Source organism: Amycolatopsis sp. NPDC101161 (assembly GCF_044768185.1).
Classification (GTDB): domain Bacteria; phylum Actinomycetota; class Actinomycetes; order Mycobacteriales; family Pseudonocardiaceae; genus Amycolatopsis.
The window spans coordinates 1,138,997-1,160,962 of record NZ_JBIWPI010000002.1; the positions used below are offsets into that span (position 1 = coordinate 1,138,997).

The 21,966-nt window shown below is 70.6% G+C and carries 23 protein-coding genes; 13 read left to right on the forward strand and 10 right to left on the reverse strand.

The features are described 5' to 3' along the window. The first annotated feature begins 95 nt into the window (after positions 1 to 95). From ACIRSS_RS16595 to ACIRSS_RS16620, 6 genes are all read left to right on the forward strand, one after another. Positions 96 to 659, forward strand: coding sequence for a TetR/AcrR family transcriptional regulator (locus tag ACIRSS_RS16595; RefSeq protein WP_400897498.1), 564 nt, complete (start codon positions 96 to 98; stop codon positions 657 to 659). Then, on the forward strand, positions 656 to 2,194 hold the full coding sequence (locus tag ACIRSS_RS16600) for a glycerol-3-phosphate dehydrogenase/oxidase (protein WP_400895523.1): 1,539 nt from the start codon (positions 656 to 658) through the stop codon (positions 2,192 to 2,194). The genes ACIRSS_RS16595 and ACIRSS_RS16600 overlap by 4 nt, the downstream gene beginning before the upstream one ends. Before the next feature lie 425 nt (positions 2,195 to 2,619). Beyond that, positions 2,620 to 2,889 carry a helix-turn-helix transcriptional regulator gene (locus ACIRSS_RS16605; protein ID WP_400895525.1) on the forward strand — a complete coding sequence of 90 codons (270 nt, stop codon included), beginning with the start codon at positions 2,620 to 2,622 and terminating at the stop codon, positions 2,887 to 2,889. After that, positions 2,886 to 3,419: a hypothetical protein gene (locus tag ACIRSS_RS16610; RefSeq protein ID WP_400895527.1), complete on the forward strand. Its 534-nt coding sequence runs from the start codon at positions 2,886 to 2,888 to the stop codon at positions 3,417 to 3,419. Before ACIRSS_RS16605 ends, ACIRSS_RS16610 begins: the two co-directional genes overlap by 4 nt. Next, on the forward strand, positions 3,416 to 4,327 hold the full coding sequence (locus tag ACIRSS_RS16615; RefSeq protein WP_400895529.1) for an ABC transporter ATP-binding protein: 912 nt from the start codon (positions 3,416 to 3,418) through the stop codon (positions 4,325 to 4,327). The genes ACIRSS_RS16610 and ACIRSS_RS16615 overlap by 4 nt, the downstream gene beginning before the upstream one ends. Further along, positions 4,324 to 5,514 (forward strand): ABC transporter permease, encoded by a 1,191-nt coding sequence (locus ACIRSS_RS16620; protein WP_400895531.1) that lies wholly within the window; start codon positions 4,324 to 4,326, stop codon positions 5,512 to 5,514. The genes ACIRSS_RS16615 and ACIRSS_RS16620 overlap by 4 nt, the downstream gene beginning before the upstream one ends. On the opposite strand, the gene ACIRSS_RS16625 is transcribed toward ACIRSS_RS16620, so the two are convergent. The 4 genes from ACIRSS_RS16625 to ACIRSS_RS16640 form a co-directional block, all read right to left on the reverse strand. Continuing rightward, the gene (locus ACIRSS_RS16625; RefSeq protein WP_400895534.1) at positions 5,515 to 6,861 is read right to left on the reverse strand and encodes a cryptochrome/photolyase family protein; all 1,347 of its coding nucleotides are present in this window, start codon (positions 6,859 to 6,861) and stop codon (positions 5,515 to 5,517) included. 67 nt (positions 6,862 to 6,928) lie between these two features. After that, complete coding sequence (locus tag ACIRSS_RS16630; RefSeq protein WP_400895537.1) at positions 6,929 to 8,245, reverse strand: citrate synthase; 1,317 nt, start codon at positions 8,243 to 8,245, stop codon at positions 6,929 to 6,931. A gap of 197 nt (positions 8,246 to 8,442) precedes the next feature. Continuing rightward, positions 8,443 to 9,384 carry a carbohydrate kinase gene (locus tag ACIRSS_RS16635; RefSeq protein ID WP_400895540.1) on the reverse strand — a complete coding sequence of 314 codons (942 nt, stop codon included), beginning with the start codon at positions 9,382 to 9,384 and terminating at the stop codon, positions 8,443 to 8,445. Positions 9,385 to 9,425: 41 nt separating this feature from the next. Continuing rightward, a complete protein-coding gene (locus tag ACIRSS_RS16640; RefSeq protein ID WP_400895543.1) occupies positions 9,426 to 10,007 on the reverse strand; it encodes a TetR/AcrR family transcriptional regulator in 582 nt (193 codons plus the stop codon). A gap of 101 nt (positions 10,008 to 10,108) precedes the next feature. Between ACIRSS_RS16640 and ACIRSS_RS16645 the strand changes: the two genes are divergently transcribed. Continuing rightward, entirely contained in the window at positions 10,109 to 11,245 is a 1,137-nt protein-coding gene (locus ACIRSS_RS16645; RefSeq protein ID WP_400895546.1) for an acyl-CoA dehydrogenase family protein, read from the forward strand. 102 nt (positions 11,246 to 11,347) lie between these two features. Here ACIRSS_RS16645 and ACIRSS_RS16650 read toward each other — a convergent pair whose 3' ends face one another. Then, positions 11,348 to 12,769, reverse strand: a complete 1,422-nt coding sequence (locus ACIRSS_RS16650; RefSeq protein WP_400895549.1) for a hypothetical protein — start codon at positions 12,767 to 12,769, stop codon at positions 11,348 to 11,350. A gap of 149 nt (positions 12,770 to 12,918) precedes the next feature. Here ACIRSS_RS16650 and ACIRSS_RS16655 point away from each other — a divergent pair, with 149 nt between their 5' ends. From ACIRSS_RS16655 to ACIRSS_RS16665, 3 genes are all read left to right on the forward strand, one after another. Beyond that, positions 12,919 to 13,443, forward strand: coding sequence for an RNA polymerase sigma factor (locus tag ACIRSS_RS16655; RefSeq protein ID WP_400895552.1), 525 nt, complete (start codon positions 12,919 to 12,921; stop codon positions 13,441 to 13,443). Next, positions 13,440 to 14,093, forward strand: a complete 654-nt coding sequence (locus tag ACIRSS_RS16660; RefSeq protein WP_400895555.1) for a Rieske (2Fe-2S) protein — start codon at positions 13,440 to 13,442, stop codon at positions 14,091 to 14,093. The genes ACIRSS_RS16655 and ACIRSS_RS16660 overlap by 4 nt, the downstream gene beginning before the upstream one ends. A 97-nt stretch (positions 14,094 to 14,190) precedes the next feature. Next, a complete protein-coding gene (locus tag ACIRSS_RS16665; protein WP_400895557.1) occupies positions 14,191 to 14,796 on the forward strand; it encodes a Uma2 family endonuclease in 606 nt (201 codons plus the stop codon). A gap of 48 nt (positions 14,797 to 14,844) precedes the next feature. On the opposite strand, the gene ACIRSS_RS16670 is transcribed toward ACIRSS_RS16665, so the two are convergent. Genes ACIRSS_RS16670 through ACIRSS_RS16680 form a run of 3 tightly spaced genes read right to left on the reverse strand, consistent with a single transcriptional unit; the run spans position 14,845 to position 17,443 of the window. After that, complete coding sequence (locus ACIRSS_RS16670) at positions 14,845 to 16,062, reverse strand: amidohydrolase (RefSeq protein ID WP_400895560.1); 1,218 nt, start codon at positions 16,060 to 16,062, stop codon at positions 14,845 to 14,847. Between the two features lie 11 nt (positions 16,063 to 16,073). Further along, positions 16,074 to 16,571: a GNAT family N-acetyltransferase gene (locus ACIRSS_RS16675; RefSeq protein ID WP_400895562.1), complete on the reverse strand. Its 498-nt coding sequence runs from the start codon at positions 16,569 to 16,571 to the stop codon at positions 16,074 to 16,076. Continuing rightward, complete coding sequence (locus tag ACIRSS_RS16680) at positions 16,538 to 17,443, reverse strand: aldose 1-epimerase family protein (protein ID WP_400895564.1); 906 nt, start codon at positions 17,441 to 17,443, stop codon at positions 16,538 to 16,540. Before ACIRSS_RS16680 ends, ACIRSS_RS16675 begins: the two co-directional genes overlap by 34 nt. 67 nt (positions 17,444 to 17,510) lie before the next feature. Between ACIRSS_RS16680 and ACIRSS_RS16685 the strand changes: the two genes are divergently transcribed. Genes ACIRSS_RS16685 through ACIRSS_RS16695 form a run of 3 tightly spaced genes read left to right on the forward strand, consistent with a single transcriptional unit; the run spans position 17,511 to position 19,743 of the window. After that, the gene (locus tag ACIRSS_RS16685) at positions 17,511 to 18,089 is read left to right on the forward strand and encodes a TetR/AcrR family transcriptional regulator (RefSeq protein WP_400895566.1); all 579 of its coding nucleotides are present in this window, start codon (positions 17,511 to 17,513) and stop codon (positions 18,087 to 18,089) included. Next, positions 18,089 to 18,922 carry an MBL fold metallo-hydrolase gene (locus tag ACIRSS_RS16690; RefSeq protein WP_400895568.1) on the forward strand — a complete coding sequence of 278 codons (834 nt, stop codon included), beginning with the start codon at positions 18,089 to 18,091 and terminating at the stop codon, positions 18,920 to 18,922. The genes ACIRSS_RS16685 and ACIRSS_RS16690 overlap by 1 nt, the downstream gene beginning before the upstream one ends. Next, positions 18,919 to 19,743 carry an MBL fold metallo-hydrolase gene (locus tag ACIRSS_RS16695; RefSeq protein WP_400895570.1) on the forward strand — a complete coding sequence of 275 codons (825 nt, stop codon included), beginning with the start codon at positions 18,919 to 18,921 and terminating at the stop codon, positions 19,741 to 19,743. Before ACIRSS_RS16690 ends, ACIRSS_RS16695 begins: the two co-directional genes overlap by 4 nt. A 27-nt stretch (positions 19,744 to 19,770) precedes the next feature. Here ACIRSS_RS16695 and ACIRSS_RS16700 read toward each other — a convergent pair whose 3' ends face one another. Both ACIRSS_RS16700 and ACIRSS_RS16705 read right to left on the reverse strand, forming a co-directional pair. Then, the gene (locus ACIRSS_RS16700) at positions 19,771 to 20,325 is read right to left on the reverse strand and encodes a DUF3558 family protein (RefSeq protein WP_400895572.1); all 555 of its coding nucleotides are present in this window, start codon (positions 20,323 to 20,325) and stop codon (positions 19,771 to 19,773) included. A 24-nt stretch (positions 20,326 to 20,349) separates the two neighbouring features. Then, positions 20,350 to 21,597 carry an MFS transporter gene (locus ACIRSS_RS16705; protein ID WP_400897500.1) on the reverse strand — a complete coding sequence of 416 codons (1,248 nt, stop codon included), beginning with the start codon at positions 21,595 to 21,597 and terminating at the stop codon, positions 20,350 to 20,352. Positions 21,598 to 21,966: the final 369 nt, after the last annotated feature.

Sequence of the window (21,966 nt, forward strand, 5' to 3'; positions counted from 1 at the left end):
ATACAGTGTGACACATGGACGTGAAACGTCACACCACTTCGACCGCGGGATCGTCCGCGCTCGCGGACACCCGCAACCGCCAGACGGCGACGCGCGTGGCCGATGACGTGCTGCTCGACGCCGCGCGCTCGTGCGTGCTGGCCGTCGGTGTGCGCCGCACCACACTCGCCGAAATCGCCCGGACCGCGCGCGTCAGCCGGATGACGGTCTACCGCCGCTTCCCCGACGTCCGCAGCGTGCTCGCGGCGCTGATGACCCGCGAGTTCAGCGGGCTGCTGCGCACGGCGAGCGAGCGCGGCGCCGACGCCGCGAACAGCCGCGAGCGGCTCGTGCTCATCGCGGCGGCCGGCGTCCGAGCGCTGTCGGCCGACCCGCTGTTCCGCACGCTGCTCGACGTCGACCCCGAGCTGGTGCTCCCGTACATCGTGGAGCGGCTGGGCGCGACGCAGAAGTTCGCCGAGCAGGCGCTGCACGGGCTCTTGGAGGCCGGCCACCAGGACGGCTCGATCCGGCGCGCGCCGGTCGCGGTGCAGTCCCGGGCGGTGCTGCTGGTGGTCCAGTCCTTCGCGTTCTCGCTGCGGCCGGCGACGGCGGACGTCGGCGAGGCGGCGCTGCTGGCGGAGTTCACCCACGTGCTCGACGCGGCGCTGAAGCCGTGACGTCCGGCTCGCTCAACGCGCGGCGCCGCGAACACGAGCTCGCGGAGCTGGCGGCGGGCGAGCGGGTCGACGTCGTCGTGGTCGGCGGCGGCGTCACCGGAACGGGCATCGCTCTGGACGCGGCCTCGCGCGGGTTGTCGGTGGCGCTGGTCGAGGCGCACGACCTGGCGTTCGGGACGTCCCGCTGGTCGTCGAAGCTCGTCCACGGCGGCTTGCGGTACCTGGCGCACGGCGAGCTGGGCCTGGCGCACGAGAGCGCGGTCGAGCGCGGTGTCCTGATGACGCGCACGGCCCCGCACCTCACGCGCGCGATGCCGCAGCTGTTCCCGTTGTACCCCAGCACATCCCGGGCCCAGCAGGCGCTCGTCGCCGCCGGTTTGCGAGCCGGGGACGCCCTCCGCCGGGCGGCGCGCACGCCGTCATCGGTGCTGCCGCGGCCGCGGTCGATCCCCACCGCCGAGGCGTTGGCCCTTGCGCCCGGCTTGTCCCCGCGTGGCCTGCGCGGCGCACTGCTGGCCTACGACGGCGCGTTGGTCGACGACGCCCGGCTGGTGGTGTCCCTGGCCCGGACGGCGGCGTCGTTCGGGGCCCGGATCTTGACGCGGTTGTCGGCGACGTCGCTGTCGGCGGACCGGGTTTCGGCGGTCGACGGCGTTTCGGGTTCCACTGTGGACATCCACGCGCGCCAGGTGATCAACGCGACCGGGGTGTGGGCGGGCACGCTGACGGGCGCGGTCCGGCTACGGCCGTCACTGGGATCACACCTGGTGCTGGCGCCGGGGACGGTCCCGATGGGCACGACGTCGGTGAACATCGGCGTGCCGGGCGAGACGAACCGGTTCGTGTTCCTGCTCCCCCAGCCGGACGGCCGCGTCTACTTGGGACTGACGGACGAGCCGGTTCCCGGCCCGATCCCGGACGTCCCGGCGGTGCCCGAGTCCGATGTGGACTTCCTGCTGTCACTGGCTTCCTCGGTGCTGGCCCGGCCGTTGACCCGAGACGACGTGGCCGGGTCCTACGCCGGGCTGCGGCCGTTGGTCGAGGGCGGCGGGAGGTCGGCGGACCTGTCCCGGAAGCACGCCGTCCTGGCGGGTTCGGACGGGTTGCTGACCGTGGTCGGCGGCAAGCTGACGACGTACCGCCGAATGGCGGAGGACGCGGTCGACGCGGCGGTGAAGCTGGCCTGCCTCAGCGCGTCGCCGTGCCGGACCGCGCGGTTGCCCCTGCTCGGTGCGGCACCGAGGTCGAGTCTGTCCCTTGTGGACGCTTCACCGCGGTTGGTGGCCCGCTACGGGACGGAAGCGCCGCGGGTGGCGGCGTTGGGCGAGCTGGACGCGGAGTTCGCGGCCCCGGTGGCACCGGGGACGGACATCACGGCGGCCGAGGTGGTGTGGGCGGTCCGGAACGAGGGGGCACTCGACGTGGCGGACGTGCTGGAACGCCGGACACGGCTGGCACTGATCCCATCGGACGCGGAAGCCGCGCGGGCGCGGGTGGCGGAGCTTGTCGACAAGTCACTCGCCGGGTTGGCCTGAGCCGCCAGCCGCCCCACCGACACGCCCCGCCGGCACACCTCGCCCCACCGGCACGCCCCGCCCCCACCGGCACGCCACGCGCCACCGGCACGCCTCGCCCCACCGGCACGCCCCGCCCCCACCGGCACGCCACGCCCCACCAACACGCCCCGCCCCGCCGGCATGTCTCGCCCCGCCGGCATGTCTCGCCCCACCGGCATGCCCCGCTCCACCGGCATGCCCCGCTCCACCGGCATGCCCCGCTCCACCGGCACGCCCCGCCCTTCCCTGGGGGGCGTGCCCACGTCCAGTCTATCGGCGAGCACCGACAGTAAACTCGCCCCAAGCGCCGAGGCAGCCACCTGTCCACATCACAGCCACCCTGTGGACACCACTTGATGTGCACTTAACTTGACGACCCGTTGGGTTTTTGCAACAGTACGTTCATGAGTCCGGTCAGGCGCGGCAAGGAGCTGCCGATCTACAACCGGCTCCCCGTGCTCCGGGCCGAGCGCGGACTGAGCCGCGCCGCGCTTGCCACCGCCGTCGACGTCAACCCGCAGACCATCGGCGCGCTCGAGCGGGGGGACCACTATCCGAGCCTGGACCTGGCCTTCCGGATCTGCGCGGTGTTCGACCTGCCGGTCGAAGCGGTGTTCAGCCGCGAGCCGTTCACGCCGTTGTCCACCCAGGTCTACCGCGAGGGGGGAGCATGACCACGAAACTCGCCGCCTACTGGGAACGCCAGCTGGACAAGATGGACCAACGGGAGCTCCGGCACGCCAAGAGGATGCCCGGCTGGCGCACCCGGAAGCACCGCCGGGCCCTCGCCGTCGTCGTGGCGGCCGCCGACCTCGGCCTGATCGCCGCGGCGTCGATCTTCACGACCGGCGGCGACTGGGTCTACGGCGCCGTCTGGATGAGCAGCATGCTAGTCGGCGCCGGTTCGTTCGTGCTGCTGCGGATCCTCACCGGCCGGATGAGCGGGGGCTTCTCGCGGCTGCTGGACGAACGCGAGCGCGAATGGCGCCACCGCGTCACCTACATCGGCTTCCAGATCCTGAGCTACCTGATGATCGCCGCGATGATCTACAGCATCGTGGTGGCGGACACCGAAGACGGCGGCTTCCGCGGCGCGATGATGCTGTCCGCGCTGCTGGTCACCGGCACCACCATCCCGACGATCATCCTGGGCTGGGCGCTGCCGGACGACGACCCCGAGGACTTCGAAGAGGGGAACGCATGAAGGGGACACTGGAGATCGACGGGATCTCCAAGCGCTACGGCGCCAAGGTCGCGCTGGACGGCGTCACGTTCGACGTCCGCGCCGGGGAGCTGTTCGGCTTCGTCGGCAGCAACGGCGCCGGCAAGACCACCACCATGCGGATCGCGCTCGGCGTGCTGGCCGCCGACGGCGGCGAGGTGCGCTTCGACGGCGAACCGATCACCCACGAAACCCGCACCCACATCGGTTACATGCCCGAAGAACGCGGGCTCTACCCGAAGATGAAGGTCCTGGAGCAGCTCGTCTACCTGGCCGAGCTGCACGGCCTCACCGCGAACGAGGCCCACCGCAACGCCGAGACCTGGATCGGGAGGCTCGGGCTGACCGAGCGCCGCAAGGACGAGGTGCAGAAGCTCAGCCTCGGCAACCAGCAGCGCGTCCAGCTGGCCGCCGCGCTGGTGCACGACCCGGCCGTGCTGGTGCTCGACGAGCCGTTCTCCGGCCTCGACCCGCTCGCCGTGGACGTCATGAGCGCCGTGCTGCGCGAGAAGGCCGCGGCCGGCGTGCCGGTCGTGTTCTCCAGCCACCAGCTCGACCTCGTCGAGCGGCTGTGCGACCGGGTCGGGATCATCCGCAGCGGCCGGATGGTCGCGGTCGGCACGGTCGACGAGCTGACGGCGGGCGCGAGCAGCAAGCTCGTCGTCACCGCGCCCGCCGCGCCCGAAGGCTGGGCCGCGGGCGTGCCCGGCGTGCGCGTCCTGGAAAACCACGGCGCCACCGCGGTCCTCGACCTCGACCCGAGCGCCGACGACCAGGCCGTGCTCGCCGCCGCGCTGGCGACCGGGCCGGTCACCGAGTTCAGCCGCCGGCGCCGGTCGCTGACCGAGCTGTTCCGCGACGCTGTCTCAGAAGAGGGGGTTCGGCGATGAAGAAGCTCAGCGGCCGGCGGGCCGTCTGGCTGGTGATGAAGCGCGAGCTGAACACCCGCCTGCGCACGCGCTCGTTCGTCATCGGCACCGTGGTGCTGCTCGTGCTGCTGCTGGGGTACGTCGGGTTCCAGACGTCGCTGGCGGGCTCGGCGGACAAGAGCACGGTCGGGCTCACCGGCCAGGCGACCGGGATCGCGCAGCAGCTGCAGGTCGCGGCGGCGCAGTCCGGGCGGCACATCGACACGGTCACCGTCACCGACCCGGCCGAGGGCCGCGCGAAGGTCGAGGGCGGCGACCTCGACGCGCTCGTCTCGGGCAGCGCGGCGAAGCTGACCGCCACCTACAAGTCCTCTTTGGACGATCAGCTCCGCAGGGTGCTCGACCAGGTGGCGCAGCAGCAGGTCCTCGACGGCGTGCTGTCGTCCGCGCAGCTCGAGCCGGCCCAGGTGATGGCCCAGGTCGACGGCACCCACGTGCACGACGACCCGATCTCGCCGGAACCCGCGGACCACACGCAACGGCTCATCGTCGGCCTGATCGTCGCGTTCCTGCTCTACCTCAGCATCATCACCTACGGGATGATGGTCGCCCAGGGCGTCGTCGAGGAGAAGTCGAGCCGGGTCGTGGAGATCCTGCTCGCCAGCGTGCGGCCGTGGCAGCTGCTGCTGGGCAAGGTGATCGGGCTCGGCCTGGTCGGGCTGACGCAGCTGGTGATCCTCGGCGCGGCCGGGCTCGCCGCCGCGTCGGCGACCGGGGTGTTCTCCCTGTCCGGCTTCGCCACCGGCACGCTGCTGTGGGGCCTGCTCTGGTACCTGCTCGGCTTCCTGCTGTACGCCACGATCTACGGCGCGCTCGGGTCACTCGTGTCGCGGCAGGAGGACACGCAGTCGGTGGTCTCGCCGCTCAACATCATCCTCATCGTCGGGTTCATCGCCGGGATCAACCTGCTGCTGCGGGACCCGTCCGGCTCGGGAACGAAGGTGCTGTCGCTGATCCCGCTGCTGTCGCCGATCCTGATGCCGGCCCGGATCTCGACCGGGGCGGCGGCGGGCTGGGAGATCGCGCTGTCGCTCGGGCTGACCGTCGCGCTGGTCGCGCTGCTGACCTGGCTCGGCGGCAAGATCTACGGCAACAGCGTGCTGCGCATCGGCAGCCGCATCAAGCTGTCGGAGGCGTTGCGCGGCTGATCACGACGTGATCTTGCCGTACCGCTCCAAGGACACCTGGCGCTCGTGGGCGTGGTCGACCATGGGCTCCGGGTAGTCCTTGGGGCGGTCTTTCAGCTTGTGGACGGCCTTCCCCTCGACCGAGCGCAGCTCCGGCACGTACTTGCGGACGTAGTCGCCGTCCGGGTCGAACTTCTCCCCCTGCGTCGTCGGGTTGAAGATCCGGAAGTACGGCGCCGCGTCGGTGCCGCAGCCGGCGACCCACTGCCAATTCAGCTGGTTCGAGGCGAGGTCGCCGTCGACGAGGTGCTTCATGAAGTGCCGCGCGCCGAGCCACCACGGCAGGTGCAGGTCCTTCACCAAGAAGCTCGCGACGACCATCCGCACGCGGTTGTGCATCCAGCCCTCGGCCAGCAGCTGCCGCATCCCGGCGTCGACGATCGGGTAGCCGGTCTTGCCCGCGCACCAGCGCTCGAAGGCCTCGGGGTCGTTGTCGTGCAACATGGCGTCGAAGCGCTTGTCGTAGTTCTCCCGCGCGGTTTCCGGGCGGTTCCACAGGACGTCGGCGTGGAACTCGCGCCAGCAGATCTCACTCCGCAGCGACTTCGCGCCGACGCGGTCGTCACCCGCCAAGTCGGCCAGGATGGTCCGCGGGTGGATGCACCCCCAGCGCAGGTACGGCGAAAGCCGGGTCGTGCCCGCGCGGTCCGGCCGGTCGCGGTCGGCGTCGTACGTCTCGATCGGGCCGTCGAGGAAGTCGTGCCAGACGTCCAGTGCGGCCTGCTCGCCCGGCTCGGGCAGGGTCGCGGAAACCTTGGGCGGCTTGGGGATCTTCAGCGACTTCGGCGGTTCGACCCAGTCCACAAGGGACGGTCCGGTGTCGGCGGGCGAGTGCCAGCCGCGCGCGGTCCAGGCGCGGTGGAACGGCGTGAAGACGCGGTAGGGTTCGCCGTCGGGCTTGGTGACGCGGCCCGGCGTCACGGCGTACGGCGAGCCCGTCTCGACCCAGCCGATGTCGTGCTCCGCCAACGCCTTCGCGACCTCGGCGTCGCGCCGGCGGCCGTACGGGCCGGTGTCGGCGCTGACGTGCACCGCGGCCGCGCCGATCTTCTTCGCCGCCCGGACGACCTCCACCGCCGGCGCGCCGCGGACCAGCATCAGCCGGCCGCCGAGCTGCTCGTCCAGCTTCTCCAGGCACCCGTAGAGGAACGCCTCCCGCGGCGCGCCACCCGGCTTCAGCAGTGCCTCGTCGAGGACGTACAGCGCGAGGACGTGCTTGCTGTGCTTCGACGCCTCGAGCAGGGCGGCGTGGTCACCCAGCCGCAGGTCGCGGCGGAACCACAGGACGACGGGTGCTTCGCGAGTCACGACGGACAACGATAAGCGCCCCGCCGTGCGGGTGCACGACGGGGCGTTCATCGATCAGCTGAAAAACTCAGCGCTCCGACATCGGGGTGTAGTCCCGCGAAGCGTGGCCGGTGTAGATCTGCCGCGGGCGGCCGATCTTGGTGGCCGGGTCGTTGATCATCTCGCGCCAGTGCGCGATCCAGCCCGGGAGCCGGCCGAGCGCGAACAGCACCGTGAAGAACTTCGTCGGGAAGCCCAGCGCCCGGTAGATCAGGCCGGTGTAGAAGTCCACGTTCGGGTACAGCTTGCGCTCGATGAAGTAGTCGTCCGAAAGGGCGGTCTCTTCGAGCTTCTTGGCGATCTCGAGCAGCTGGTCGCCGCCCTTGAGCTTGCCGAGGATCTCGTCGGCGGTGTTCTTGATGATCTTCGCGCGCGGGTCGTAGTTCTTGTAGACCCGGTGCCCGAAGCCCATCAGCTTCACGCCCTTTTCCTTGTTCTTCACCCGCTCCACGAACTTGGCGACATCGCCGCCGTCGCGCTGGATGCCCTCGAGCATGTCGAGCACCGCGGAGTTCGCGCCGCCGTGCAGCGGGCCGAACAGGGCGTTGATGCCGGCCGAGATCGAGGCGAACAGGTTCGCCTCGGACGAGCCGACCAGGCGCACGGTCGAGGTCGAGCAGTTCTGCTCGTGGTCGGCGTGCAGGATGAACAGCAGGTCGAGCGCCTTGGCGGCCTCGGGGTCGACCTCGTACGGCTCGGCCGGGAAGCCGAAGGTCATCCGCAGGAAGTTCTCGACCAGGCCGAGCGAGTTGTCCGGGTACAGCAGCGGCTGGCCGACGGACTTCTTGTACGCGTACGCGGCCAGGGTCGGCAGCTTGGCCAGGAGCCGGACCGTGGACAGCTCGACGTTCGGCTCGTCGAACGGGTCGAGCGAGTCCTGGTAGAAGGTCGACAGGGCCGACACCGCGCTGGACAGCACCGGCATCGGGTGGGCGTCGCGCGGGAAGCCGCTGAAGAACGCCTTGAGGTCTTCGTGCAGCAGCGTGTGGCGCTGGATCTTCTCGGTGAAGTCGGCCAGCTGGGTCTCGGTCGGCAGCTCGCCGTAGATCAGGAGGTAGGAGACCTCCACGAAGGTCGACTTCTCGGCCAGCTGCTCGATCGGGTAGCCCCGGTAGCGGAGGATCCCGGCGTCACCGTCGATGTAGGCGATGGCGGACGACGCGGCGCCGGTGTTGACGAACCCGGGGTCGTAGGTGATGTACCCCGTCTGCGCCAGCAGCTTCCCCAGTTCGATCCCGGGCGCGCCCTCGACCGGGTGGACGATCTTGAACTCGTGCTCGCCACTCGGCAGGGTCAGCTTCGCGGTTTCGCCGCCGGACTGCCCCGCAGTCGTCGCGTCGGACATGCAAGTCCCTCTCACGTTCGGCACGGGTCGGCGGCGCCTGCGGGTTCCACAGGTAGCCACGTGTTCACGCGAGGAAACACTGGCGCCTCGCTGCACACCGCCCCGCTGGGGTATGAAGAATGCCCCTCAACGTTAGTCGAGAAACGTGCGTTCGCGCAGCGGTGGCGTTGCTCCTGGGTGCCCCTTTGGGACCAGGTTCACACGGCGGCCGCCATATCGGCGGACGTGGGCGGCTCGGCACCGCTGCGCGAAACCGTGATGGATGCCGCTTTCGCCGCGAATTCGAGGGCTTCGCGCCACGCGCTCGCGTCGAGAGATGCCAGGTCGGTGACGTCGTGGGTGTGCAGCCAGGCCAGCAGCGCGCCCTGGACGGTGTCGCCGGCGCCGATGGTGTCGACGACGGTCACCTTGCGCGACGGGACGTGGGCCAGCTCACCTGCGGCGGTGATCACCGCGACGCCGTCGGCCCCGCGGGTGAGCACCACGGCGTCCACACCGGACTCGACCCACGTCTTCGCGGCGGCGACCGGGTCGGTGCCGCCGGTGAGCCACGCGGCGTCGTCGTCGGAGATCTTGAGCAGGCGAACGTCCGGCAGCCAGGAGGTGAACCGGGCGCGGTAGGCGGCCGGGTCGGTGATCAGCGCCTCACGGATGTTCGGGTCGAGGACGGTCAGTACGCCGCGCGCGGCCTCGCGCCGCAGCATCGCCTCGTAGGCCGACGCGCCGGGCTCGAGGACCATCCCGAGGGTGCCGAGCGAGAGCGCGGTCACGTTCTCCGGAAGCGGTCCCGGGTCGGCGACGAGCCGGTCCGCGGTGCCTTCGACGTAGAACGTGTAGCGCGCGGCGCCCTTCGCGTCGAGCGCGACGACGGCGAGCGTCGTCGGCTCGTCGCCGCGCTGCAGCAACGACGTGTCGACGTCGGAAGCGTGCAGGCGCTCGACCATCGCGTCGCCGAAGCGGTCGGTGGACACGCGCGAGAGGAACGCCGCCGGCACGCCGAGGCGCCCGGCCGCCAGCGCGACGTTGTACGGCCCACCGCCGAGCCGCGGCAGCAGCGCGCGCAGCCCACCGTCCACAGTGGAATCCAGGGGGTCACCGGGGACCAGGTCGACCAGAGCTTCTCCGCCTACGACGATCACGCCGGGAGTTTAATGGAGTTCCGGCTGACAATTCCTGTCCGCTATTTGTTCAGCCCGCCGAGCAGCAGTTCACCCAGAGCGGTGAAGGCTTCGGCGTCGGAGACGTCGATCCGCCGGCCGAGCACCCCGGTCTGGATGCCTTCGATGATCAGGTTCGCCATCTCGGCGACGAGCCGCGCGTGGACGTCGCGGAAGACGCCGTCGGCGACGCCCTTGTCGATGAACTGCCGCAGCCGCTGCGCCGCGAACCGGCTGTTGACCTGGTAGGCGTCGCGGGCCGGGCCGAACTCGGCGAGGTCGCGCATGAACTCCGGCGACGCCCGGTTCAGGTGCTCGGCGACACCGGCCAGGTACTCCCCGATGAGCTTGCGGGCGTCGTCGATCCCGGCGACGCGCTCCTCGATCCGCTCGCCGGCGCCCCGGAAGAAGTGGGTGACGACCTTGACGGCGAGCTGCTCCTTGCTGGGCGCGAGCGCGTAGAGCGTCGACTTCGAGCAGCGCAGGCGCCCGGCGAGGTCGTCGAGGGTGAAGTCCGCGAAGCCCTCGGCGAGGAAGAGCGCCTCGAGGTCACCGAGCAGGGCGCGCTGGCGCGCGGTCGGCCGGCGGCGGGGTTCGGGGGGCATCGGCTCACTATCTCCTACGTCTTCCGGCCACCCCAGGCCTGTCGTACTGTACTCTAAACGAGCCCACAGTACTGTTTTCAGTACCGCTTTGGAGGACAAGGATGCCCGCCGAACGCTTGCTGCCGGATTCGGACGCCGAAGACCTGGTCGCGCTGGCCCGGGAGATCGCGCGCGACGAGCTCGCGCCCCGCGCGGCGGCGGCCGAGGAAGCGGAGCAGTTCCCGCGGGAGCAGTTCCGCCTGCTGGGCAAGTCGGGCCTGCTGGGGCTGCCGTACCCGGAGCGCTGGGGCGGCGGCGAAGTGTCGTACGAGGTGTACCTGCAGGTCTTGGAGGAGATCGCGGCGGCGTGGATGACGGTCGGCGTCGGCCTGTCGGTGCACACGATGTCCTGCTACGCGCTGGCGGAGTACGGCACGGACGACCAGCGCGCCGAGTGGCTGCCGGAGATGCTCGAAGGTTCGCTGCTGGGCGCGTACGCGCTGTCGGAGACGCAGGCGGGCTCGGACGCGGCCGCTTTGTCGACCCGCGCGCGTCTCGACGGTGCGGACTACGTCGTCAACGGTACGAAGGCGTGGATCACGCACGCGGGAGTGGCCGACTTCTACACGACGATGGTCCGGACGGGCTCGGAAGAGATCTCGTGCCTGCTGGTGCCCGGCGCCACCGACGGGCTCTCGGCGGCGCCTCGCGAGCGGAAGATGGGACTCACCGGCTCGCCGACGGCCCAGCTGATCTTCGACGGCGCCCGGGTGCCTTCGTCGCGGCTGCTGGGTGCCCCCGGTGACGGGCTGCGGATCGCGCTAGCGTCGCTGAGCTCGGGCCGGCTCGGGATCGCGGCGTGCGCGGTCGGCTTGGCGCAGGCGGCGCTGGACGAAGCGGTGGCGTACGCGAAGGGCCGGTCGCAGTTCGGCCGTCCGATCATCGACTTCCAGGGGGTGGAGTTCCTCCTGGCCGACATGGCGGCGATCGTCGAGTCCTCGCGAGCCTGCTACCTGGAGGCAGCCCGCCGACGTGACCGCGGGCTGCCGTTCCAGCGGCAGGCGTCGATCGCGAAGCTGGTCGCGACCGACGGCGCGATGAAGGTGACCACGGACGCGGTCCAGGTCCTCGGCGGGGCCGGGTACACGCGGGACTTCCCGGTGGAACGCTACATGCGCGAAGCGAAGGTGCCGCAGATCTTCGAAGGGACGAACCAGATCCAGCGGCTGGTCATCGCCCGTGAGCTGAAGAAGGCCTGAAGCTCGTTTCCCAGACGCGCATCGGCCACCCCCCTTTCTTTTCCCGCACGGGTGCGGCCGGCTCACCGCCGGCCGCACCCGCGCCCCCTCGGTCCGGTCGGGCTATCGGTTGTCGCCGTCCTGCGGGACCGACGCCGGAACGGACGGGCTCACCCGGGCGATGTCGCCGCTGAGCACCCACGCGCGCTGACTGGGCGCGAAGCGGGGTGAAAGCAGGCCGTCGTTGATCTCCCGGGTCACCGCGACGCGGTTGTAGGCGGTCGCGGGCAGGAACAGCCGGTCGTTGGACTGACCGCCGTCGGACGTGCCCTCGAGGTCCGCTTCGACGGCGTCGACGATGCCGTCGTGGTTGCCGTCGACCCGCGCGACCTCGGCCGCGTAGGCGTCGAAGATCCGCTGGCTCAGGCTGTGCTCGTACGGCTCGAAGGACGCGGTCCGCAGGTACACGTCCAGCATCACTTCGTTGCCGAGCCCGCTCGGGACGAACCGGAGCCGCTTCTCCTTGTGGTCGTCGTTGTTCGGCATCGGGCGGTCCGGGTCGTCCGGGCTGGTGTTGAGCAGCCGGTCCGGGTCCCGCGGGATGTTCGGGTTGTCGCCGTCGACCTGCGGCTTGTTCTTCACGCCCGACGGGCCCGAGCCCGGCACGATCGACGACAGCGCGCCGATCCTGCCCCTCTCGAACGTGCCGGGGATCCCGCCGGTGAACGGCAGCTCGTACGTGGGCGGCACCCAGTTCGTGTACTGGTTGAGCTCCCAGTACGAGTGGAGGTCGCTCTGCTGCGTGGCGTTGTAGGCGCCCAGCGACAGCTGGATCGGCACGAGGTTGGACACCTTGTCCGGCCAGTGGTCGGTCGCGGACGGCTCGCGCGGCGCCTTGCCGTCGGTGGTGAAGACCGCGCCCGGCTTGTTGTGGTGGTCCCCCGTCTTCGCCAGCGCCGCGGCGTCCGCGGCGGTGATCGTCCCGAAGGCGGCGTGCCCGTCGGTGCGCGGCGCGGCGACGGCCGGCACCGTCACGTCGTGGATCATCCAGCCCTCGTACCAGCCGGACTCGTTGTTGATGACGAACAGCCCCGAGATGTCGGTGAACATGTCGACGAACGAACCGGGGTCGTTCGGGTCGGTCGGCAGGCCGGGCTTGGGCTCGACGACCACCCGCAGGCCGCCCAGCGTGGGCAGGTCGTGGTTCGGCCCGGTGGCCGTCGGCGCGACGCCGTCGTTGATCCCCGGAATGGTCGTGGTGAACACGTTCGGTTGGAAATTCTTCGTGTCGAGCAGGTAGTACTGGAATAACTGACTCGGCGACGGCGCTTCGGAAAACGCGGTCATCGGCGGAAACGTCGACGGCCGACCGGCCAGCAACGCCAGGCGATCTTTCAGCGGCTGCGGCAGAAAACGGATGTCACCCCGGTCGTTGAAACCGCCTCCCTGCTGCGTAACGGCTTCGGCTCCGCCGGACAACGCGGCGGTCGCCCCCAGCGTCAATGCCGCGGCCACCGCGGTCGCGGCCTTGCGCTTGCTCATCATGATTGCTCCTCGCATGAAACGGGCAGTCCCCGCGCTCGCCGGCAGGGGCGCGGAGGAGAAATCAAGGTGGCCCCTCACCGAAAGGTATGCACCCGGGTTACATCGCGGGGTATGGTCGGCAACATCGGAACCGGCGATGTGGAGTCCCGATGGAGGGGAAGTCCGAACCGGACTGGGAAACCGTTTACCGAGAGAATGTCGTCTGGGTTTACCGGCTGATGCTGAAAAAGGTGGGAAACCCCGCGGACGCCGAGGATCTCACCGGCGAAGTGTTCCTCGCCGTGTTGAAACCGTTGCGCGCGAGCGCGAGCGCGCCCGAGGTCCGCGCTTACCTGCTGGCGACCGCGCGCACCGTGCTCGCCGCGCATTGGCGGCGCTTGTTCGGGCGCGAGATCACCACGATCGGCCTCGACGAAACAACGGAAATACCCGACCGCGGCCATCGGACGGCGAACGGCCCGGCCGTTCCGGCGACGGACCGGCGGGTCGCCGCGATACTCGCCGAATTGCCCGAGCGCGCGCGGAAAGTCCTGCAATTGCGATTCTTGGAGTCCTACTCACTGCAAGACGCCGCCGAGGAGCTGGGCGTCAGCCTGGCCAACGTCAAGGTGATCCAGCACCGGGCCCTGCGGCTCGCCGCGCAAGCGGCGGCACGGATCGAGGAGCGGGCATGAACGACGTGGACCGCTTCGCCGACAGCCTCCTCGGGCAGCGCACGCCGGAGCCGTTCCGGCCGGACGACGAGCAGGTGGCCCAGATGCGCGCGGCCATCGAGCTGCAGGCGGCCCGGCTCCACGCGGCCGAGGCGCTGCCGGATGAGGACTTCGTCGCCCGTCTCGGCCGCGAACTGGCGGCCGGGCAGACGCCGCCGTCCGCCACGCCGTTGCGTCGGCGCCGTGTGGTCCGGACGGCCGGGATCGCCGCCGCCTCACTCGCGGCGGGCGTCGGGATCGACCGCCTGGTCCGCGCCCCGGCGACTCCGCAGCAGCAGCAGGAACCGGGCGAGTGGCGGACGGTGGCGGCGAGCAAGGACGTCCCGGAGGGCGGCCTGCGCGAGTTCGAGCTGGACACCGTGACCGGCTTCGTCCAGCGGACCCCGGAGGGCCTGCGGGCGGTGTCCTCGACGTGCACCCACCTGGGCTGCCGCCTGCGCCTGGCGAACCCCGAACGGCAGCTGGTCTGCCCGTGCCACGGCGCGACCTTCGCGTTGACCGGCGAGATCGTGCGCTACGACCTGCCGGTCGAGATCCCGCCGCTGCCGGTGTTCGAGGCCCGCGAACAGGACGGTGACATCCAGATCTACACGCCCTTCAAGCGGGCGTAGCCGATTGAGCGAAAGGTGTCACACGCTCGGTACAGATAGCGTTACTCATGGTTGCACCTGAGCCGTGAGACAATGCCTGCCGACGTAAGGAGACGCTGTGATCGAACTTCCTCAGCCGGGCTCCGCTCGTCGGTGGGAGATCCCCGATCACCTGCTGACGATCGAGGAGTACGCGGCACTCGGTGAAACCGACACCGGTTTCACCGAGCTCGTGGAGGGTCGCGTCGTGATGTCACCGAGCCCCAGCAGGCGCCACAACAAGGCCGCTTACCTGCTGGGCCGACAGCTGGAATCGCAGCTACCAGCCGAACTCGACTTCACGCTGGACATCGACGTGGACCTGGGTTTGGCACCGCGTGGTGAACCGGGTTTCTCGCGTCGCCCCGACTTGCTGATCACCTACCGCGGGGCGCGTGCTCGCGTGGATCGGGAAGACAGCATGTACCGCGCCGACGAAGTGGTTCTGGTCGTCGAGATCGTGTCGCCGGGCTCGAAACGCACCGACTACCACGTCAAGCACGACGAGTACGCCGACGCGGGAATCCCGCATTACTGGATCGTCGACACGAGCGACCCCATCTCGCTGGTCGCCTGCCACCAGGCCGGGGAATTCGGCTATCAGGACGCTTCCGCGGTCACCGGAACCTTCACCACCGACGTCCCGTTCCCGGTCAAGATCGACCTCGACGCGCTGCTCGATTGATCGGACAGCACGCCGGAACCGCCCGGTTACCGGCGTGCCGTCCGAAACTCAGCGGGTCTCGCGGTAGCGGCGGTCCTTCGACACGCCCTCGCCCAGGGTCTCGTCGAAGTGGTACACCTCGTCGCCGCGGACGAACACGCGCAGCGCCCGGTTCATCACATCGAGTGGGTCGCCGGACCACAGAACCACGTCCGCGTCCAGGCCCGGCTTCAGCGAGCCGATCTGCTCGTCCAGGCCCAGCATCGACGCCGGGTTGACGGTCAGCGACCGCAGCGCCGTCGCCGGGTCGAGGCCGTCCTTGACCGCCAGGGCCGCCTGGTAGACCAGGAAGTTGATCGGGATCACCGGGTGGTCGGTGGTGATCGCGATCTTCACGCCGGCGCGGGCCAGGATGCCCGCCGACCGCAGCGTCCGGTTGCGCAGCTCGACCTTGGACTTCGTCGTGAACAGCGGCCCGAGGATGACCGGCACGTCCCGCTCGGCCAGCAGGTCGGCGATCAGGTGCCCCTCGGTGCCGTGGTTGATGACCAGCTTGTAGCCGAACTCGTCGGCCAGCCGCAGCGCCGTCACGATGTCGTCGGCGCGGTGGACGTGCTGGTCCCAGTACAGCTCGCCGTCGAGGACCTTCGACAGCGTCTCCAGCGTCAGGTCGACCTCGTGCGGCTTGCCCTCGGACTCGGCGTGCGCGCGCTTCGCCTGGTAGTTGCGGGCCTTGGTGAAGGCCTCGCGCAGGATCGCCGCGACACCCAGCCGCGTTGACGGCGTCTGCTTCTTGTCGCCGTACACGCGCTTCGGGTTCTCGCCGAGCGCGCTCTTCACGCTGACCTGTTCGGCGAAGACCATGTCGAGGATGCTGCGGCCCCAGGTCTTGACGCCGATCGTCTGGCCACCGATCGGGTTGCCCGACCCGGGCTTGATGACGACGCTCGTGACGCCGCCGGCCAGGGCGTCGTCGAAGCCGGACTCGTACGGGTCGATGCCGTCGATGGCGCGGAACCGGGCGCCGTTCGGGTCGGTCATCTCGTTGGTGTCGTTGCCGGCCCAGCCTTCGCCGTCCTCGTGGACGCCGAGGTGGACGTGGGCGTCGATGAACCCGGGCAGCACCCAGGTACCGGCCGCGTCGACCAGTTCGGCGTCTTCCGGGATGTCGACATCGGCCTCGGTCCCGACCGCGACGATCTTGCCGCCGTCGATCAGAACGGTGCCGCCGTCGATGGGATCACCCTCGATGGGGACGACATAGCCCCCGACAATTGCCTTCGCCATAGTTCGCCACGCTAACGAACTCTCTCAGGCGCGTGCACGCGGGCCTTCTCCAAGTGCACCAGTTCGTGGTTGTTCTCCGGCGTCCGGTGCGTCTCGCGGTACCCGTTCTTGGCGTACAACGCCAGCGGCCCAACGCTCTTCGACCCCGTGAAGAGGCGAAACAGCGTCACCGAGGGCGGGGCCGAAGACTCCGCGAACCGCAGCAACGACCCACCCAGCCCGAACCCCTGCCGGTCCGGCGCGACGACCAACCGCCCGATCACCCCCACCGGACCGGTCACCGTCAACCGGACCGACGCCACCAAGCGCCCCGACTCCCGGATCCCCCACGACAAGCCGGTCAGGGCCGCCCGCGTTTGCTCCAACGTCTCCAACAGCGGTGGCAGGTCCCAGTCGTCGTGGGCGCGGGCCTCCGTCACGTACGCCGCTCGTTGCAGCGTCAGCACTTCGCCCGCGTCCGCCACCCCCAGCCGGTTCACTGGACGCGGATGCCCCAGCTGCCCGACCACGACGACGCCGGCTCCAGCTCGATCAGGTCCGTGCCCGTGTTGAGCGCGTCCGCCGGGCAGGTCATCGGCTCGATCGCGACCGCGCGGCCGCGGCCGACCAGGTCGTCCGGGGTGAACACCTGCGCCCAGCGGAAGTCCGGGCCGGTCCAGACAACCAGGTGCTGCTCCTCGTGGGACAGCACGAAGTGGTGCTGGCCGTCCGCGGCCGCCGACAGCGAGCCGAACGCCGTGTCCAGGTCGACGCCCGCCAGCACCCGTCCGGAGCGGAAGTCGTACTCCGTGCCCTCGACGTCCTGCTCCGGCGCGTACGGCATCTGCTCGTCACCGAGGTAGGGCCGCACGCGGCTCGCCGGCAGCGTCAGGGTCAGCTCGTCGGTCGGGACGTCGCCGATCCGGAAGTACGGGTGCGTGCCGACGCCGACGCCGATCGGCTGCTCGCCCTCGTTGCGGATCTCGTGGGTGATGGTCAGCTCGCGCGGCGCGAGCTCGTACGTCACGGTCGCCCGCAGCGGCACCGGCCAGCCGGGCTGCACCTCGACGTCGACGGCCAGGGTGATCGACGACTCGGCGTGCTCCAGCAGCTCCCACTCGAGGTGGCGGGTCAGGCCGTGGATCGCGTTGCCGCGCGCCTCCTCGGTGATCTCGAGCTGCTGCTCCTCACCCTGGAACGTCCACTTGCCGGCCTTCGTCCGGTTCGGCCAGGGCAGCAGCACCTGCCCGGCGCCCTTCGGCGGCTTCTCGTCTTCGGGGAACTCCTCGACGTACGGCACTCCGCCGACTTCGAAGGCGCGCAGTCCCGCGCCGATTTCGGTGACGACGGCGCGCGCGTTGCCGCGGGTGATCTCGAACTGCTGACCGGTCGGGTTGCCCATGCGGACGACCTTACCGATCCAGAATGTAACTAGACCGGTCGTCATAGTTTGAGCTACAGTCGGCGCCATGGTCCGTCGCACCGATACGCGGCAGCGGATGCTCGACACCGCCGCCGACCTGTTCCAGACCCAGGGCTACCACGCCACCGGCCTCACCCAGCTGACGACGGCCGGCGGCGCCCCGAAGGGGTCGCTCTACTTCCACTTCCCCGGCGGCAAGGAGCAGCTCGCCGCCGAAGCCGTCCGGCTGTCGGGCGAACGCACCGGCGCGATGCTCGAGGCGATTCTCCGGGACGCGCCCGACGCGCCGACCGCGATCGACCGGGCCGTCGAAGCGCTGGCGGCTTTCCTGACCGGATCGGACTTCCAGCGCGGGTGTCCACTCGCGACAGTCGCACTGGACGCCGCCGCGGAGAGCGAACCGATCCGAGAAGCCTGTGTGGACGGATATTCGTCGTGGCACGGCATCCTGCGTGAATACCTTGCGCGGCAACAGCTTTCCGAAGAGCGGTCGGACGAGCTCGCCACCGTCGTGCTCGCCGCGATCGAAGGCGGGCTGCTGCTGGCCCGCACCCGCCGCGACCCGGCGCCGCTGCGCGCCGTCGCCACCCACCTGCACGCCACCCTCGAACGGGAGCTCTCCTGATGCGCGTCCACCACCTGAACTGCGGCACCATGCGCCCGCTCGGCGGCAAGCTGATCGACGGGCGGCCGGGCCTGTTCCGGCGCGCCACCATGGTCTGCCACTGCCTGCTGCTGGAGACGGACACGGGTCTCGTGCTCGTCGAGACCGGCATGGGCACGCCGGCCGCCGTCGACCGGGAGGCCTGGCTGGGAGCGGGTTTCGTCCGGCAGTCCAACCCGGTCGCCGACCCTGCGCGGACCGCGATCGCGCAGATCCGCGCGCTCGGGTTCGACCCGGCGGACGTCCGCGACATCGTGCTGACCCACCTCGACCTCGACCACGCCGGCGGCCTGATCGACTTCCCGTGGGCCCGCGTGCACGTCTACGCCGAAGAGCTGCGGGCGTTCACCGAGCCGCGTGACGCCGCCGAACGCGGTCGCTACCGCCGGATCCAGTTCGCACACGGTCCACAGTGGATGTCCTATGCGGACACCGGCGAACCGTGGTTCGGCTTCGACGCCGTCCGGCAGCTGGACGGGCTGCCGCCGGAGATCCTGCTGGTCCCGCTGTCCGGGCACACGCGCGGGCACGCCGGGGTCGCCGTCGACACCGGCGCCGGCTGGCTGCTCAACGCCGGTGACTCGTACTTCTTCCACGGCCAGGTCGCCGCCGACCCGCACTGCCCGCCGGGCCTGAAGTGGTTCGAGGGCCACATGGAGACGGTCAAGCGCGCCAGGCTGGACAATCACCGCCGCCTGCGCCAGCTTGTTCAGGAGCACGGCGACGAGGTGAGCGTCTTCGCCGCGCACGACGAGACCGAATTCGTACGGCTAAGCTCCAGGAGCAGGGTATGAAGGTGCACCACCTCAACTGCGGATCGATGCGCCCGGCGGGCGGCAAGCTGCTCGACGGCGAGCCCGGCCTGCTGCGGCGCGCGGAGCTGGTCGCCCACTGCCTGCTGATCGAGACCGGCGACGGGCTGGTGCTGGTCGACACCGGGTTCGGCACCCAGGGCGTGGCCAAGCCGGGCGAGTGGCTCGGGCGGCCGTTCCTCGCGATGGTGGGCGCCAAACCCGCGGCCGCCGAGACGGCCGTCGCGCAGATCCGCGCGCTCGGCCTGGACCCGGCCGACGTCCGGCACATCGTGATGACGCACCTCGACGTCGACCACGCGGGCGGGCTGGCGGACTTCCCGAACGCCGTCGTGCACGTCCGGGCCGAGGAGCACCGGGCGGCGACGTCGCCGGCGAACGCGGCGGAGAAGAACCGCTACCGCGCCGCGCAGTTCGCGCACCGCCCGTTGTGGAGCACCTACGACGAGACGGGCGAGCCGTGGTTCGGCTTCGAGGCGGTCCGCTCGCTGAAGGGCCTGCCGGAGGAGATCCTGCTGGTCCCGCTGACGGGCCACACGCGCGGTCACACGGGCGTCGCGGTCGACACCGGCGACGGCTGGCTCCTGCACGCCGGCGACGCGTACTTCTTCCACGGCCAGCTGGACCCGGTCGCGCCGCATTGCCCGCCGGGCCTGACGGTGTTCCAGAACATCGTCCAGACGCTGCGCCGCCCGCGGCTGCAGAACCTGGCACGGCTGCACGAACTGGCGCGCGACCACCAGGACGAGGTCACGGTGTTCTCCGCGCACAGCCCGGTCGAACTGGCGGCGCTGCGCCGCTGATCGATGCAGCTCGTCGGGTGGGCCTGATCAGCTCGCGTCGAGGGCCGTCTTGACCAGCGGGGCCATCTGCTCCGGCGTCATCTTGGCCGGGCCGGTGTAGTTGACGAGCACGGGCGTGCCCGACACCAGCTCGGCCGAGGCGAGCGTCGCCGTCTTCTGCTCGTCGACGTAGTAGACGGCGCCGTCCGGGAAGCCGGCGACGTCCTGCGCGCCGGCCTTCGCCTTCTTGATGGACGCGACCATGTCGGCCGGCTTCGCCTGGCGGCCCTCGTAACGGGTCACCGCGAACGCGCCCGCGGCCTTGCCGTTCAGCTGGTACTCGCAGCTGCGGGCCTTGCCGCCGTTGGCCGCGTTGTCCTGCACCGGGCCCGCGACCGCCTGGAGGTTGTCCAGGGACAGGGCCTTCGACACGGCGGCGGCGGGCAGCAGCTTGCACGGGTCGAGCGACGCGGCGGCCGCGTTCGAACTCGGCTTCGGCGCTGCGGACGGCTTCGACGACGACGGCGCCTTCGACGGCTCGTCGCCCGAGGAGCAGGCGGTCAACGCGGCAAAAGCGACCAAAACGACGGCGAGGGTACGCATATCCGGCACCCTAGCCCGAACGGCCTAGGCCGTAGGAGCCCGGTACCGCCAGAACGCCGGGAGCAGGAACATCGACGCGCACACGGACACGATCACCAGCACACCGCCGACGGACGCGGCGGCCGCGGTGCCGAACGCGGCCGCGCCCCAGCCGTGCACGAGGTCGGCGACCCGCGGGCCGCCGGCGACCACGACCGTGAAGACGCCCTGGAGCCGGCCGCGCATCTCGTCGGTGGTCGCGACCTGCAGGATCGCCATCCGGTAGACGGCGCTGACCATGTCCGCCGCGCCGGCCGCGGCCATGAAGACGACGGCGAGCCACAGCGAGTGCGCGAGCCCGAACGCCGCCACGGCCGCGCCCCAGGCGCAGATCGCCACGACGACCGCGACGCCCTGGCGCTGGATGCGCGTCAGCCAGCCGGAGAAGAGGCCGATCAGCATCGCGCCGGCGGGCAGGGCGGCGTAGAGCCAGCCGAGCGCGGGGCCCCCGCCGGGTGGGTCGCCGAAGGTGCGTTCGGCCATCTCCGGGATCAGCGCGCGCGGCATGCCGAAGACCATCGCGATGATGTCGGCGACGAACGAGGCGAGCAGCACCTTCTTGGTGGCGAGGTACTTGAAGCCGTCGATGACGTCGCTGAGGCCCGCGCGGCGCGAGGGGCCGTTGAGCGGCGGGAGGGCCGGCAGCCGCCAGACGGCGATGAGCGTGATGGTGAGGGCGACGACGTCGATCAGGTAGAGGGTCGAGAGGCCGAGCACGGGGATGAGCGCGCCGGCGAGCAGCGGCCCGAAGACGGCGCCGAAGGTGGACATCGTCGTGCTCAGGGCGTTGGCGGAGGGCAGCAGCTCGTCGGGCACGAGCCGCGCGACGACGGCGCCGCGCGTGGGCATGTTGATCGCGAAGAGCGCCTGGTTGACGGCGAGCAGCCCGAGGACGAGCCAGACGGAGCCGAAGTTCAGGAAGGCCTGCAGCCAGAGCAGGGCGGAGGTGACCGCGACGAGGACGTTGGTGACGACGAGCAGCTTCCGCCGATCGACGGCATCGGCGACGGCGCCGCCCCAGAGCCCGAAGAAGAGCAGCGGAACGAGGGCGACGAGCCCGGTGAGGCCGACGTAGGCGGAGGACCCGGTGAGGTCGAAGACCTGCTTCGGCACGGCGACGGCGGTCAGCTGAGTCCCGACGGCGGTGACCACAGTGGACAGCCAGAGCCGCCGGAAGGCGGGGATCTTGAGAGGCCGGGTATCGACGATGACGCGGCCGAGGAGTCCGCGCAAACCACCCGCGCGAGGTGGCGCGGTCTCGGGCTCAGAGGTCACAACCAATGAGCTTAGCTCGGCTAACTACCTGGGGTCGCGTGATTTCCGTCGCCTGCGGGTGGGGGGCTTCGAGGTGTCGCTGGCGGGTGGGAGCGCTTTCGCCGAGGTAGCGGGTTCGGGGCGCGGTTCTCGGTCAGCGGTTTCGAGGCGCGGTTCTGGGATTCCCAAGGGGTGGTTCCCACTGAGCGGCTCCCAGGCCCGCGGTTCCAAGGGAGCGATTCCGGAGGAGCGGTTCCCGCCGAACGACTCCCCGGCCTGCAGTCCCAAGCGAGCGATTCCGGAGGAGCGGCTCCCGCCCAGCGACTCCCTGGCCTGCGGTCCCAACCC